This is a genomic window from Chryseobacterium sp. Y16C (assembly GCF_022488405.1).
In the GTDB taxonomy this organism is placed as follows: domain Bacteria; phylum Bacteroidota; class Bacteroidia; order Flavobacteriales; family Weeksellaceae; genus Chryseobacterium; species Chryseobacterium geocarposphaerae.
Genome location: NZ_CP092711.1, coordinates 1,517,606 through 1,532,709, shown reverse-complemented (window position 1 = coordinate 1,532,709; position 15,104 = coordinate 1,517,606). Strand labels below are relative to the sequence as shown.

Sequence of the window (15,104 nt, the reverse complement as noted above, 5' to 3'; positions counted from 1 at the left end):
ATGACTAATTTAATTGCCAATAAAGCTTTTCAGAATAAAGATAATAGTTGATTTGCCTAAAAATTAAGAATAAACAGCAACGATGATCCCGTTACCAATCGTGCCGGTATTGTCGGAAATTTCGAAATCCATTCCGGTATACAATTTATCCAGAAATAATTCCGCATTGATCAGTGTAACATCCACACTAACAGAGTCTCCCGGAAAAATAAGCTCCTCCTCTTCAAAAGTCTGAGCACCAATATAAGTCTGCAATTCAAAAGGAAACAGAAATGTTGCCCGAAATCCTGTAGATACAGGACTTACCAGTCCTCCTTTTTCAGTGGAGTAATAATTAATTAGCGCTTTAAAGTTTGGAAGTTTTTTCATTAAAGCAAAGCTAGAAAAGAATTTTTAAACTTTACGAATATTTATGTTCCACTTTTATTATATAGCTATGTACTATTTTTATAGAACATACATATCAAAAATCACTTTACTTGTAAAGTGATTTTTGATAAAATAAGTTAAAATAAGTTAAAATAAGTTAAAATAATCTGTTGTGTAAAGATCTTAATGCTTCAATTTTGTGAGTGGAAGGAACCAGCAATGAAATATTATTTTCGCTTCCTCCGTAAGAGATCATTCTGATAGGGATATGTTTTACGGCATCCGAAACAATGCTTGCATATCCGTGATTGCTTTTTCTGAAATCTCCGACAATACAGATGATCGATTGATCATTGTCAATTTCAACGGCAGAAAATAGTTCCAGTTCTTTTATAATTTCAGGAAGAGAGCCGGTTTCATCTATGGTAAGTGAAACGGCTACTTCAGAAGTTGTGATCATATCAATAGGAGTTTTGAAACGTTCAAAAACTTCGAAAACCTTTCTCAAGAATCCATATGCCATCAGCATTCGGGAAGATTGAATACGGATCGCTGTAATACCGTCTTTAGCAGCGATGGCTACAATCTGATTCTGATTGCTGGTTTCTCCTGAAATCAACGTGCCTTGTGCTGTTGGGTTCATTGTATCCAGTAATCTTACAGGAACATTGTACTTTCTTGCCGGGAAAACGCTTTGGGGATGCAGGATTTTAGCTCCAAAATAGGACAGCTCTGCGGCTTCATCAAAATTAAGCTTGGCGATGGATTTTGTATTTGGTACATATCTCGGATCATTATTATGAAATCCGTCAATATCTGTCCAGATCTGAATCTCTTCAACCTGTAGTGCCGCACCTATTAATGAAGCAGTGTAATCAGAACCTCCACGGCGAAGATTATCAATTTCCCCTTCAGCATTTTTGCAGATATAACCTTGCGTGATAAACAGTTTTTCCTCAGGATATTTTGAAATTTCCACACTTAGATGCTCTTGAATATATTCGATATCGGGCTCGTTGTTTTCATCAATCAGCATAAAGTCCAGCGCCGGTAACAGTACAGAAGTGACTTCAATTTCTTTTAAATGCAAATGGAAAAGGGTAGTTGAAATGATCTCTCCTTGAGCCAGAATGATTCGTTCAGCAGTTGAGGTGAAATTTTTATTCTTAAATTGATAAAATAAATCGAATATTTTGTCAATGAACTCGGTAGCTTCTAAAATACCTTCTTCCGTTTTAAATAATTGATGAACAAATTTTTTATATTGCTCATAAAGCTTGTCAATGTGTGCGTAAGCGGCTTGAATGTCTTTTTTTGCATATAATGCGGATAAAGTTACCAAATCATTAGTGGTTCCTGATACGGCTGATAAAACAACCAGGTGTTTGTTTGCTGCCTGAGAACTGATAATAGGTAATAACTGCTCAATCCTTTCCGGACTTCCAACCGAAGTGCCTCCAAATTTTAAAACTTTCATAGTATAGGTAAAAATGTTAATTATTAAAACAAAAAAAAGAGCTTGTCGTGATGACAAGCTCCTGTATGTGGGTTCTAACCAAAGGAAAATGACTCACGACGTTCGACGTAAGTACTGTTTCTTTCCCTTTTTTAAGTTAGATAATATCATTTCTTTTTTTTGCTGGGCAAATATAGAAAATAAAATTTATGTTTTTAAAATTTTTAATCAATTGCTCTTACATTTTTTCACGACCTCTAAAAATCCGGGTACAAGTGTGATGGAATACATGATAGTTTTTCATCTGTTGAACCCTTGTACAGAAAAATCGTTCTGAATTTACCAAAATGAGATTCGGGACTTGCTGCAACTACAGAATAGAGACCCCAAAAAACTTTCACAGGAACGAAAAAAAAGTGAATTTTGAGCATTGAAATTACAATCAGTACCATTCAATTTCAAAAAACAAAAGGTACTGCAACTACAGAATAGAGAGGTCAAAAAACTTTTATAAAAGCCGAAGAAATATAAAATTTGAATTCTTAAAAAAAGATGAGTCATCATTGAGTTCAAAAATATTCGCAAAAAACGCAGGTGGTTTTGTAACCCACTATTGAACCTCTCAAATTATCAATTTTTATCAAAACTAATTATCAAATAATCAAATGAGTACACCACTAGATATAATTTTCAGTTGGTTTGAAGCTGGAGATTTTCCAACAGAGGCACAATTTAAAGAAACGTTTTCATCCTTTTATCATAAGGATAGCTTAATTCCTATAGAGAATATTGAAGGGTTTGAAGAAATGTTTCAATTGTTTGCGAGTGCAGAAGCATTTAAAGAGCATTTAACAGATCCAAAGGCTCATTCGGAATTTCTGGCTCTGCTTGATGCCAGTAATCTAGCCCCGGCTCATATAGAGAGTTGGAAGAGTAAGCTCGGCATTGGCAATATTGCCACGATTGATAGTTCCGATCAACTGGGTAATGTGTACACCAAAATACAGGTAGATGGCTTTGTAGGTAAGTTGAAAGATGTGGATAAAGACTTAACATCGGAGATCGAAAAGATCAAAAGGTTACTCCTTTCCAATGATCCTTCTTTGGATGAGCTTCAGGAAATCGTAAACTATATCAAAGAAAATAAGGAACAGATAGAATTGCTTAAAGAGGCTGTTATCAACAGTTCAGATGATAAAATCCGCCTTATTGGAAGTTATTCAAACTGGGGACCGGTCACTTATCAAAATCAGTTCAACGATTTGTTGTATGATAAAATTAAAACGATCGAAGACGACACCAGTTCCGAAAAAAACAAATATGAAGAGAGAATTAGGGGAGACTCTAGAATAGAACATAATCTTGATACATTAAGTTTTGTGATTGATGCCTATGACACGGTTACCATGTTTACAATACCCCTTAAGGTGAGAAGAATAGACACTAATACTATTGAGGTACTGTTTGATTCTGTACCACCCAATATAATTCAGTTAACAATCAAAAAAATATAATTATGGACATTAAATACGCTTATTACAGTAGTTCCGTAGGATACAAAATCGAAGGAAAAACAGACAATGATATTTTAACCGCAGGAGGAGGTACAAGATCAATCAATTCTTTTTGGCATGACGGAAACTTAAATCCGCTGGATTATGTACCCAAAACACGAACGTTAACAATTAACGGTACCTCTTATGATTTGTCAGCAAACAGATCATTTACAACACCGGACACAATTACGCGTCTGAAAGGTGGTGCATCAGGATCTTTGGTTTCTGGAGATGTGACCCTTGCAGCAGGTTCTAACGTGACGATTAATCAAACCGGGAATACTATCACATTAGCTGCTACCGATACAACGTATAGCGCAGGTAATGGTCTGACATTAACAGGAACTTCATTTTCCTTGCCAGTCGCTACTTCAGGTACAGGGAATGTAGTTACAGGAATTAGCCAGACCACCAATGGAATAACGGTGAATCTTGGTTCGATGCCTACTTCATCTGATTTGGCCAATTATATTCCATTGTCTCAGAAAGGTGCTACAAACGGGGTTGCTACATTGGATGGAGCAGGGCAGGTTCCGGCCTCTCAATTACCATCTTACGTGGATGATGTTTTGGAGGGATATTATAAAACTGCTGACGGAAAGTTCTATAAAGAAGCAGCATATACCAATCTTATTGCCGGTGAGACAGGAAAGATTTATGTGTCTCTTGATAATAATAAAACCTATCGATGGACCGGTACAACGTTCGTCTATATCACTTCAGGAGCTGTAGATTCTGTAAATGGATTAACAGGTGTTGTAGTTTTAAACAAATCTCACGTAGGTTTAAGCAATGTTGATAATACGGCAGACGCCGCGAAAAATGTCCTTTCCGCCACAAAATGGACTACAGCTCAAACCATTACGCTTTCCGGAGTTACCGCAACGGCACAAACCATTGACGGTTCCGGAAGTGTGACCATCCCTATTACTGCAGTTCCTGCAACACTATTAACGGGAACCGCAGCAATCAATACAACCGGATCAGCTGCAAAACTGACAACAACCAGAACAATTTCTGCTACAGGTGATGCTTCGTGGACGACAACTTTTGACGGATCAGCAAATGTTACCTCTGCATTGACATTGGCAGCAACAGGAGTAACCGCCGGAACTTATGATCAGGTTACTGTTGATGCTAAAGGTAGAGTTACTGCCGGAAGTAATACTTTAAAATCGTACACGACTGCTATTTCCGGAACGGCAAGTATAGCGCACAATTTAGGAACTAGAAATGTAGATGTTGTAATGTATGATACTGTAACATTTTACAAAATTGAAGGCAGGATAAAATTAACCGATCCTAATAAAATAGATATCGAATTCGATTCTGCTTTACCTAATACTGTGTCAGTAACAGTAACCCGTAAAGATATTTAACATGGACATAAAATACGCATATTATAATACCTCTAAAGGCTATAGGGTATTGGGCGGTACAGCCGTCCACTTTTTAAAGGCTGATGGTTCTTTAGATGGTACAGAGTATATTGATAAAACTTCATTTCAGGATATAACAGGTATTAAATCATTTAATACCTATTTAGGTGGAGATGTAGGGAATAACAGATTATGGGTAAGATCTAGCGATGGTTCAAACCCTGCAATGTCATTTACTAAAGATGGTGTAGATAATGCACAGTTATCATTTAGTGGATATGAATTTCAATTTATAAATACAAATAGTACAGGATATTTTCCAGTTAAAGCAAATGGATATACAAAGAATGGTTCATCTGATTCATATGTACTAACGGGAGGAGGAGGCCATAAATTAATCTCTGACTTTGCTTTAGCTGGTAATTTATCAGGATATGTTACGTTATCTACAGAACAAAATATTAATTCTCAGAAAACATTTTTAACAGGATATGACACTTATACACCAGATGGTTTATTTGATGTTAATGCAAAGCCATTAAGAACAACTACTCCTTCAAGCAATAGAATTCTATTAGGTTATAGAGATTATGGCGGAGGTCAGTATTATCCAAGAATAGGATTTAAAAATGATGCATCACTTACTAATTGGAGTTTTGGTTTAAATGGTAATGATGTTACATTAGGTATTAACAATTCAGCATCAACAGATACATTTACATTTTCACCTAATGGAAATTTTTCAATAAATGGAAATAATGTTTGGCATTCAGAGAATTTAGAAGATTACCATCAATATGGATTAGGTACAGTAGTAGAAGTTGGAGCTACAGATATAGATAATGTATCTAAGACTTCAATATTAGGTATTAATGATAGTACAGCAAATAGACCATCAGGCGTAGGATATGGTTCAGTATGGACGCATCGAAAATCTGCAACGGAGTTTACACAATTGGCTACAGAAATTTTCTCAGGGCAATTATTTACTAGAGGAAAATCAGATGCATATGGATTTACTCCTTGGAGAAAGCAATGGGATTCTGTTAATTTTGATCCATATTCTAAAGTAGATAAGTCAGGTGATATTATGACAGGGAATTTAACAGTACCTAATCTTGTTCTATCATCTAATAGTATTTACAGTCAAACTCTTAATGGCTCTCAAATCATTGCAGCACTTAGTGATATAATGTATGTTGGTAATGCGGCAGGGTTGGATTATTTGGTCTTTCAATCAAAGTACGAGTTAACGCATTACCAAAATGGTGTTGCAGGTGTTATTTGGACTGCCCATAACTTTAATCCTGAGTCAAAAGCTAATGCATGGGATAATGCTACAGCAATAGGATTTAGTGGTGGAAATGTACCAACTAATGATGGTTCACAATATCCATATATGTACCATTCTGTTGCAGGAGGTGCTATTGCTTTAGCTACACAAGGATGGGTTAATAATACTTTTGCTACCCTTGGTAGTTTAAACAATAAAGTAAGTAAGTCTGGTGATAACATGACAGGTACTTTAAGTTTAACTAATGGTGCAAATATCAGAATTAATGGTGCAGATTCTAACTGGATTCAATCTTACAAAGAGACAACAGGTAATGTTGGGATTGTTGCAGGATTCGAATATGCGCATTATTCAACTCGATGGAAAGTTGGTAATAAAAGGGGTGATAGTATTGATTCATTAGGTTATTCTTTTGAATTTTCAAATGACGGTGGTGCAAATTATACTGAGAAAGTGAGAATCCAACCCGATGGTAATATAACAACCCAAAGTTTTGGAAGTGCAAATCTTTGGAATTATGCATATCAACAAGTTAGTAATAAAGTAGATAAGTCAGGAGATACTATGACAGGCCAATTAAATGCTCTTACAATTTCTGCTCAGAATGCTACGGATAAACTTATTTATGATAACATAGAAAACTATGGTTCACCATTAACAATTAATGCAAATGCTAGTTTAGGTATAAGCTTACAAGCTAATGGTAATAACATGTTTTATGTTGGACCATCTTATTCTGAATTCCTTAATGACCTGTATATAACATCAGGAAAAGTTATTTCTAATTATAATACTAATTCTAATCAATGGGGAAGAGCATATACTCATGGTTTAGTTGATAGAGGAGTTGCTTTTGTATCTAATGTTGACGCTAATAATTTAGCTAATGAGACAGGAATCACTTCAATAGAAACAGGTAATGGTTCAGGAAATACCAATTTTCCTTTTTATGGTTATGGGAATTTTCTGAAAATGTCAAGTAGATCATTTACGTCTGAATTTGTTCATCAAAATGACGGGAATTTATATCATAGGAACTGGTATTTAGCTGGTAATCCAAATGATTATCCTTTTAGAAAAATTTGGGACGATATAAATTTAGAAGACTATCATCAATATGGTTTAGGTAAACTCTATTTAGAATCTTTGGCTGATGCTGATACATACTCTGGAAGAAATACAGGATTTTATTCTCTGAATGTTTCCTTACACGCACCATTTCAATATGGTACAGTTCTGAAAATGATGAGAGATGATAATGAAGGCGGAGAAATTGCAGTTTCAACATTAGGTGCAAATCTAGCCTTTAGAGAGTATGTAGGTGGAGCTTACTCACAATGGTATTATACATGGCATACAGGGAATTTTAATCCGGCACAGTATGTTACACAAACTTCTTTAAATACACAGTTAGCTAATTATGCAACATTGAATGGAATACAGACTTTTACTAATACTAACACATTTTCACAAAGTCCTGTTATTCCAAATGGTACTTTAGGAACTCATGCAGTTAATTTAAATCAGCTTAATGATAAAGCTGATAGAAATGGTGGTAATGCTACTGATACTTGGGTAAATTCAGCTAATGGATTACAAACTAATCCAACTATAGTTGGAAAAATGTTTAATACAAATGGTCAATCTGATTTAAGAAATGCAACTTATGGTCAAGTAGCTGGATATATTAATGAATATGGAATAGCATCAGGTAATCCAAGTGATAATTGGTTTTATAGAATGAAATTTCTTCATCAAAATACAGGAGGATATTATGGTGAAATTGCTATACAAATGACCAGTGCAAATGGATTCTATTATAAAAGATATGAAAATGGTAATGATTATAGTTGGGTTCAAGTTTGGGATAAAGAGAATCTTTCTCAAGCAACTATTAATAACTGGAATATAGCTTATGGTTGGGGTAATCATGCTAATGCAGGATATGCAACTGGAACATGGGTTAATACTAATTTCATTCCTAAGTCACATCCTGTATATAATATAACTCAAGCAAATATTAATTCATGGAATGCAGCAGCATCAGGAAGCTCTCATACACATTCCAATTTGTCTTATCTAAATAATATTGATCAATGGCTAGGAGTAGGTCAAGCACCAAGATTTAACAGTGTTTTTTTAATGGATGCCTTTGGGTATGGTCAATTAGTTCTTGGAGAAGGGAATATAGGAGGAGAATCAGGATTAGTTGATATAAGTAATAAAAGGTTTTATGCTGGTAGAATAAATGAATATCTTAAATATGGTTCATCAATTGACGGGTTTGAAGGATTAAATATTCATTTTGATGAACAGTTACTTGGTATAGGAAGAGAGTTAGGTAACCACGAAGACAAAGTTCAATTAGCAGGAGATCTATCAGTAGATACTATTGATATTAATCACAATTCTAGGCAGTTGATTCTTAATCCTGTGTATAATACTGATGGAGATGTAAGACATTCAAGAAATGCTCATATTTATATTGTAACAAGAAATGCTGTAACCTTACCAGACAAACCAATATTAGGACAAAGAATTGAGATCTTTAATTATAGTGACAGTGATATAGAAGTAACTCATAGTAATGTAGGTACAATGTTTAAGGTTCCTGGTTTTTGTAAAGTAACAGGTATAGCCGCTAATAAAGGATTCAGATTTGATGCAGAACCAGTTTATACAAAGCAATATGATATCTAAATTAAGAAGTATGTACGTACTGTTTTTAAACTTTTGCTAGAAATCATAAAGAGGTAAAAATCGTATAAGAGACAGACGAGATTTAGTAATGAGTAGATTGAATCGAATAATTATTTATCATAAAAATACTTGATACTGCAACTACAGAATAGGAGGCTAAAAAACTATTATGATAATCGAAAATTGTTCAAAAAAAATCTAGAATTCTATTTAAGGACAATAAGTCCATGAAGAATAGGCTTCCCAAGAAAGACAGCAGCCGTGTGATTTTGTTTGGTAAATAGTAGATAACAAATTAAAAGCTGGTAATATTTATTTTGATAAATAAAGTAGAAATTCAAAAGGCTGATCGTAAGATCAGCCTTTTGATGTAATTTAATTTGCTTCATCAATAACTGTTGAGGTTCTTTTTACTTAGACAGCTTTGATTATGAAAGAAGATTAAAGTCTAAAATTTATGAATATACAAAAAGATAAATATCAAGTGAATAATTGCCACCCAAATCGCAGAAATTTGAATTTGGACTGTTGTTTTGGAGATAAAACTATAAAGCCCTTTGTATTTAATTTGATTTGGTGAAATACTTCCTGCGATTGGTTGGTCTTAAAATCATCTGTTATATATTTAGATATTTATAAAGATTCATAAAATTCATACTGAAGATCATCTTCTGTAATCTGGGTGTTTAATGAATTGTAAGGATCCTGGTCTTCCTCCATTTCTGCAAGAACTTTAGATTCCTGAATTAATTTTCCTTCCTGGCTGAAAAGCTTTATCAACACCCATTTTCCATTACGCTCGAGCTCCTTTAAACCGTGTTGACATTTATATTTAATTTTTCCGCTTTGAAGTACGTCATCTTTTACAACTGCTTTATTGGCAGCTTTTCCCTTAACATACTGTACAATCTGTGCTGTGAAACCACTTTCCTGGTCAACCGGCTGACTATACGTATAGGCAACAGTTCCATTTTCATCATAAACAGTAGAATTGTATACAGTTTGATCCTTATTGATCTTTGTTTCTTTTTTTAATTTTCCATCTTCTCTGAGAGATTTTGAATTCACTAAAACGCCATCTTTATATTGCTGTTCGATAAGACCTTCGTAAAGAGTACCCGTATCAGGCATATCATCTTTATAAGTTATTGCTCCTTTCAGTTTTCCGTCCGGATCATAATATTTGATGTCCTGGATCATTTCATCCTTTAATGTCTGTTCGTAAGACAATTTTCCATCTTCATCAAAAAACTTTTTAAGAACGGAAGCTCCGTTTTTATAAGTATCGATAGAAGTAAAACCTGAATACAGATAATTGAATTGGTAATCCTCGCCTTCAAACGGTTTATAGAAATCGTTTTCTTTGTCGTAGATGTAAGTCAGATTACCTATTTGCTTACCGGTTTCGTCATAGGTTTTCTTAAAGCCGTCTTTTCTGCTTTTCTTTTCTTCCTGTAGTATGCCGCCTTTTTTGGAGTAGATGATACTTTCCGTTACTATTCCGTCTTTATTTTGCTTTTCAATTTTAGCAACTTTCATCGGATCATAATAATACTCTACCGTTACATTATCCCCGGAATTTCCAGAGTTATTGGAGCCAATATATTTTCCTTTTTCACCATAAAATTTAGTTTCATACGACCCTTTTTTATTATCGGTGATGATTTCATAACGTATTCCTTTTATATCTTCGTCATAAACCACCGACCTGAAATTATCCGGAGTGTCATAGGTTGTAACCGTATTATTATAAGACATTTCTTCCGGATTTTTATACATGTAAATCTTACCTGTAAAAGTGCCGTCTGCTTTATAAGTCAGATCCTCCAGAATTCTTCCCTGTTCATCAAAAGTTTTAGCCGGCCCAATCTGGTTGCCTCCGGAAAATGTCCCTGTACTCAATATCTTACCTTCAGGATTGTACCATGTAATTTTACCTTCGAAGACTTCACTTCCCGGTGTGGCATCAGAAACAAGACCTTCCATTTGAAGCGTTCCATTTTTATAATAATCTCTGATTAAAGTAAGTTTTCCTTTGCTTTCTGTTTCACGATAATATTCCATTTTGCCTGGGGTGGTTTTTTCCCAGTATTCATCAAAATAGATTTTTTCCTGTGCATTTACGTGAATGCTTATGATCAGGGCAAGAATCGCTGATGTAAATAATTTTTTCATGTTTTTTTAAGATTTAGGAATATAAAAAAGCCATAAAGAATATATGTGCTTTTATTAAATAATCGAAAGAAATTGCTTTTAGGGCTTATTGTAACTAAGTAAATGTTACCAGTTGATATTTTAACAATCAAATTGGATATCTGCTTCCGATATTTTTTTAATTAATTTCCCTTTGGTTGCTCTGGAAGAAAGGTATAAAATCACTTGTTCTTCTTCGTAATCTCTGTTGGCACCAAAAATGAAGTCAGGTTTTCCATCCTTATCAATATCCCCGATAAAAAGAAGCTCAACAAAAGTGTCATTAAATGATTCTTCTTCTAAGAAAAGCTGTTCCGGAGCATTAGTTGTTGATATATACAGTTTGTAATTTTTTACATTTTGAAATATTTCCTCACCATTATCGGTGGTTATTTTTTCCGATGAAAGTACCTTACCTTCTGCACGCAATGTATATTCTTGATTGGCAAAACGGAATTTCAATTTCTCTTTTGGCCAAATTTTATTTTTCCCGATTGTAATGGTCTCTACTTCACCAAGTGCCAGTTGAGGACTGTTCATCAGTAAAATTGAATTGTTTTTAGAATGAATAATTTTTGTAGAATCCCCGGAACATTCGGAAAAACCTCTGACAATATTATAATCTGCTTTACCTAAATAATATTTTCCATTCTTTTTGTATAAGTCGAGCCAGTTCTTTGTTAATTCATTGACTTCATTTTCTTCCCCTTGGTCCCGATATTCTTTAGGAATGAGAATTTCGAAAGTATCATTTATTTTTTCAGTTACTGCGGGTTTGAGTTCGGTAGTTTTATTATTTAAATGATTTTCTTTTTTATCATTGTTCGTATGGTGCTCGGTTTTTTCTGTTTTATCTTTACAGGAAAACAGTACAATCAGGGTTGATAAAAAAATAATTCGCTTCTTCATTGTTTACTTTTTTGATATGCTTAAAATACGCAAATCCTGGGACTCTAAAATTCTAATTCGTGTTTGTAATTATTGGTATTACATATCATTTTATATTTCTTCATCATTTGTGTTTTTAGAAATATCTTGGGCAAATTTGAGGAAAATTAACCTCTAAAAAAATCCCTGATTTCAGCTAATTTTTAATGAATGAAATAGGAAGGGCAAATTAGCTGAAATCAGGGATTGAAAAATTGAATAAGAATAACGATTTTTGACATCACTCTATTGACGGTATATACTGTCATATTATAATTGAAATATGAAAAATAACCCGGAAGAAATGATAAAGTGATAACTTTGCACCCTTTCATCACCTAAAAAATGCTGATCAAAATTTTTTCTTTTTTTCGTTTCTTCATTATTTTTATATGTCTTGTATTAACAGGCCATGGCGCATCGGCACAGAAATTGACCAATAACCTGGAACAGCAATACCAAAAATACAAGCCGGGAACCATCCAGCGAATGATGATAACCGGAAAATATGCACAAGCCCTTTTCTTTAATAAACAAGAAAATAAAGCTTTTGCCATTTTAAATGAAAATATTGCTTATGCCAAAAAGGAAACAGACGGAAAATATGCTGCTTATTTATATACAGTTGCGGCAATAAATTATAAGCTGTTGGATAATGTTAAAGCCTCTGAAAATGCGTCCAGGCTTGCCCAATTCTATGAATTAAAAACAAAAGATCAGGAAACAAAAGGATATGTAGCCTATGGACTGGGTTGGATCTGTGCCCGTAATAATAAAGAAGCCGAAGCAATCCGCTACTTTTTAAAAGCCTTATCATTCTATGAAAAATCCACTCATTCTGAAAGCTTAAACGGTAGAAAAGCATCTGTATACCGGGAACTTAATAGTATTTATGCCGATTGGAATGAGTATGAGCTGCAGGAAAAATACAGTAAGTTATCATTGGAAATTGCCTTGCAGCAAAATGACCCGATGGGTTTGTTTGAGGCTTATATGGCTATGGGATACGTGTATGAAAAGCGGTATGAATCTACTGAAAATAAAGCTTTTATCCGCAGTGCAGAGTCATACTATATCAAAGCGATAGATACTTATAATGCCAATAAGACACGTATGCCGATTCCTTCCCATCTTTCTTTTGTGGCGATAAATCTGGCTAATTTGTATTTAAATTACTTCCCTGAATCCTACAAAGGCAAAGCGCTGTATTATGCCAATTTAGCTAAAGCCCAGGGTATTGCTACAGAAAATCATGACCATGTAGCTTCCGCAAGCGGTCTTCTGGCAGAAATAGCCTTACAGAATGGGAATAATAAAGAAGCAAAAGATTATCTGTTAACAGCACTTGCAGAATCAGAATACAGTAATGATACTAATCCGCAGATCAAGCTGGCCATTTTTGAAAACCTTTCCCAGCTCTTCCAAAATGAAAATAATTTTAAAGAGGCCATATTCTACCAAAAGAAATATATAGAAATCTTTAAACAAATCTATGATCAAAAGAATGCGGCTTTAGGCAAAAAACTGGAGGTGCAATATGAAAGGGAGAAGCAAAAGCAGCAATTGCTCCGCTTACAGTTAGCCTCTCAAAAGCAGGAACAGCAGCTTAAAGAAATGAGCTGGCAAAGTTTACGGCAGGCTCAGAAATTGGAAAATCTTGAATTAACGAAAGAAAATCAGCTTAGAAAACTGAAATTTACTGAAATAGAAAACAGTAAAAAAGCCCAGGAACTTCGTTTGTCGCATCTGGAATCCTTTAATAGAAAACAGGAAGTGGATCTCTATAAAGAACGGATCAGTTATAAAGAGAAAATCAATACATTTTATATTGGTTTGACAGCTTCAGTTTCTTTATTGCTTGTACTTCTCCTTTATGCTTATTTTCAGAGAACAAAAGGCATCAGGCAAAAAGAAAAATTACATCTTCTTGAAATGGAAAAAATGACGCAGAGTTCGAAAATATCTAATCTTACATTGATGCTAAAAGGCCAGGAACAGGAGAGGGAAAGAATTGCCAGGGATCTGCACGACGGTCTCGGAAGTTTGCTTTCCGGAACCAAAATGAATCTATTTTTATTAAAAGATAAATCAAAGGATGAAGATCAGCCACAAATAGAAAGGTCAATGGCACAGATTGATATTGCCGTTGACGAACTGCGCCGCGTTGCCCATAATCTTATGCCGGATCTGCTGCTGAAGTATGGACTTCAGGAAACGTTGACGGAATATGTGTCCCGAATGACCACCCCGAAGCTGGATATTGATGTTCAGTTTTTATATTATACAAACCAGCTGCCGCCGGAAAGTCAGTTGTTGGTGTACAGGATTGTTCAGGAATTGGTCAATAATGCTGTAAAACATGCTGCTGCAGAGCAAATTATTATTCAGTTCATCGAAAATGAATCCGATTACGTCATTATTGCAGAAGACGACGGAAAAGGATTTGACACAAGTATTCTGAATCATCTGCATTCTGCAGGATTTCACAATATACGTTCGCGGGTTGAGTTTTTGAAAGGAACAATGCAGATAGAATCTCAAATCAATATAGGAACCAATATTGAAATCAAATTTCCCAAATAAAAAGATTATGATTAAAATTGCTATAACCGATGATCATCCATTACTGTTGGAAGGCCTAAAAAATATTCTTTCCCAGCAGGAGAATTTTATGATTGTTGGCTGCTATTCCTCTTCAACTGAACTTTTTAAAGGAATGGAAAACAAGGCTTTAGATGTTTTATTACTAGACATTAACCTGTCCGATGGCAATAGTATAGATTTGATTAAACCCATATTAAAAAAATATCCGGCTATTCAGATCATGATTTTGAGTGTGCATAATGAGTTTGCAGTGATCAATAGTACTCTGGAAGAAGGTGCTATGGGATATATACAGAAGAATGCTTTGGTCTCAGAAATCATTTTAGGAATACAGACCATACTTAAAGGGGAGAAGTTTTTATGTAATCAAACTAAAAAAATTGTAGAGATGAAAGCGAATTCCGGATTAAATACGATACCTAAATTAACCCGTAGAGAAAAGGAAATTTTGCAGGAAGCATCTTTAGGTCTTACCACAATTCAAATAGCGGATAAGCTGTGCATCAGTCCACATACAGTAGAAAGTCATCGCAAAAACCTGATTGCCAAATTCAAAACCACAAATATAAGTACTGCAGTAAAATTAGCGATGGAATACGGATTAGTCTGACGATAATGAAATATAA

9 protein-coding genes are annotated in these 15,104 nt (G+C 34.5%); 5 read left to right on the top strand and 4 right to left on the bottom strand.

Annotated elements, in window-relative coordinates; all coding sequences use genetic code 11:
• Positions 1–63 precede the first annotated feature (63 nt).
• A complete protein-coding gene (locus tag MKS83_RS06720; RefSeq protein ID WP_240582504.1) occupies positions 64–369 on the bottom strand; it encodes a hypothetical protein in 306 nt (101 codons plus the stop codon).
• A gap of 157 nt (positions 370–526) precedes the next feature.
• Positions 527–1,846 carry an aspartate kinase gene (locus MKS83_RS06715; protein WP_240582503.1) on the bottom strand — a complete coding sequence of 440 codons (1,320 nt, stop codon included), beginning with the start codon at positions 1,844–1,846 and terminating at the stop codon, positions 527–529.
• 644 nt (positions 1,847–2,490) lie between these two features.
• Here MKS83_RS06715 and MKS83_RS06710 point away from each other — a divergent pair.
• From MKS83_RS06710 to MKS83_RS06700, 3 genes are read left to right on the top strand one after another with little or no spacing between them, the layout of a single operon-like run.
• Complete coding sequence (locus MKS83_RS06710; RefSeq protein WP_240582502.1) at positions 2,491–3,339, top strand: hypothetical protein; 849 nt, start codon at positions 2,491–2,493, stop codon at positions 3,337–3,339.
• 2 nt (positions 3,340–3,341) lie between these two features.
• Entirely contained in the window at positions 3,342–4,760 is a 1,419-nt protein-coding gene (locus MKS83_RS06705; protein ID WP_240582501.1) for a hypothetical protein, read from the top strand.
• Between the two features lies 1 nt (position 4,761).
• Complete coding sequence (locus MKS83_RS06700; RefSeq protein WP_240582500.1) at positions 4,762–8,754, top strand: hypothetical protein; 3,993 nt, start codon at positions 4,762–4,764, stop codon at positions 8,752–8,754.
• A gap of 633 nt (positions 8,755–9,387) precedes the next feature.
• Here the strand turns inward: MKS83_RS06700 and MKS83_RS06695 are convergent.
• The gene (locus tag MKS83_RS06695; protein WP_240582499.1) at positions 9,388–10,929 is read right to left on the bottom strand and encodes a membrane-binding protein; all 1,542 of its coding nucleotides are present in this window, start codon (positions 10,927–10,929) and stop codon (positions 9,388–9,390) included.
• Between the two features lie 120 nt (positions 10,930–11,049).
• Positions 11,050–11,856, bottom strand: a complete 807-nt coding sequence (locus MKS83_RS06690) for a hypothetical protein (protein WP_240582498.1) — start codon at positions 11,854–11,856, stop codon at positions 11,050–11,052.
• 363 nt (positions 11,857–12,219) lie between these two features.
• Here MKS83_RS06690 and MKS83_RS06685 point away from each other — a divergent pair, with 363 nt between their 5' ends.
• Positions 12,220–14,457: a histidine kinase gene (locus tag MKS83_RS06685; RefSeq protein WP_240582497.1), complete on the top strand. Its 2,238-nt coding sequence runs from the start codon at positions 12,220–12,222 to the stop codon at positions 14,455–14,457.
• A gap of 7 nt (positions 14,458–14,464) precedes the next feature.
• Positions 14,465–15,088 (top strand): response regulator transcription factor, encoded by a 624-nt coding sequence (locus tag MKS83_RS06680; protein ID WP_240582496.1) that lies wholly within the window; start codon positions 14,465–14,467, stop codon positions 15,086–15,088.
• Positions 15,089–15,104: the final 16 nt, after the last annotated feature.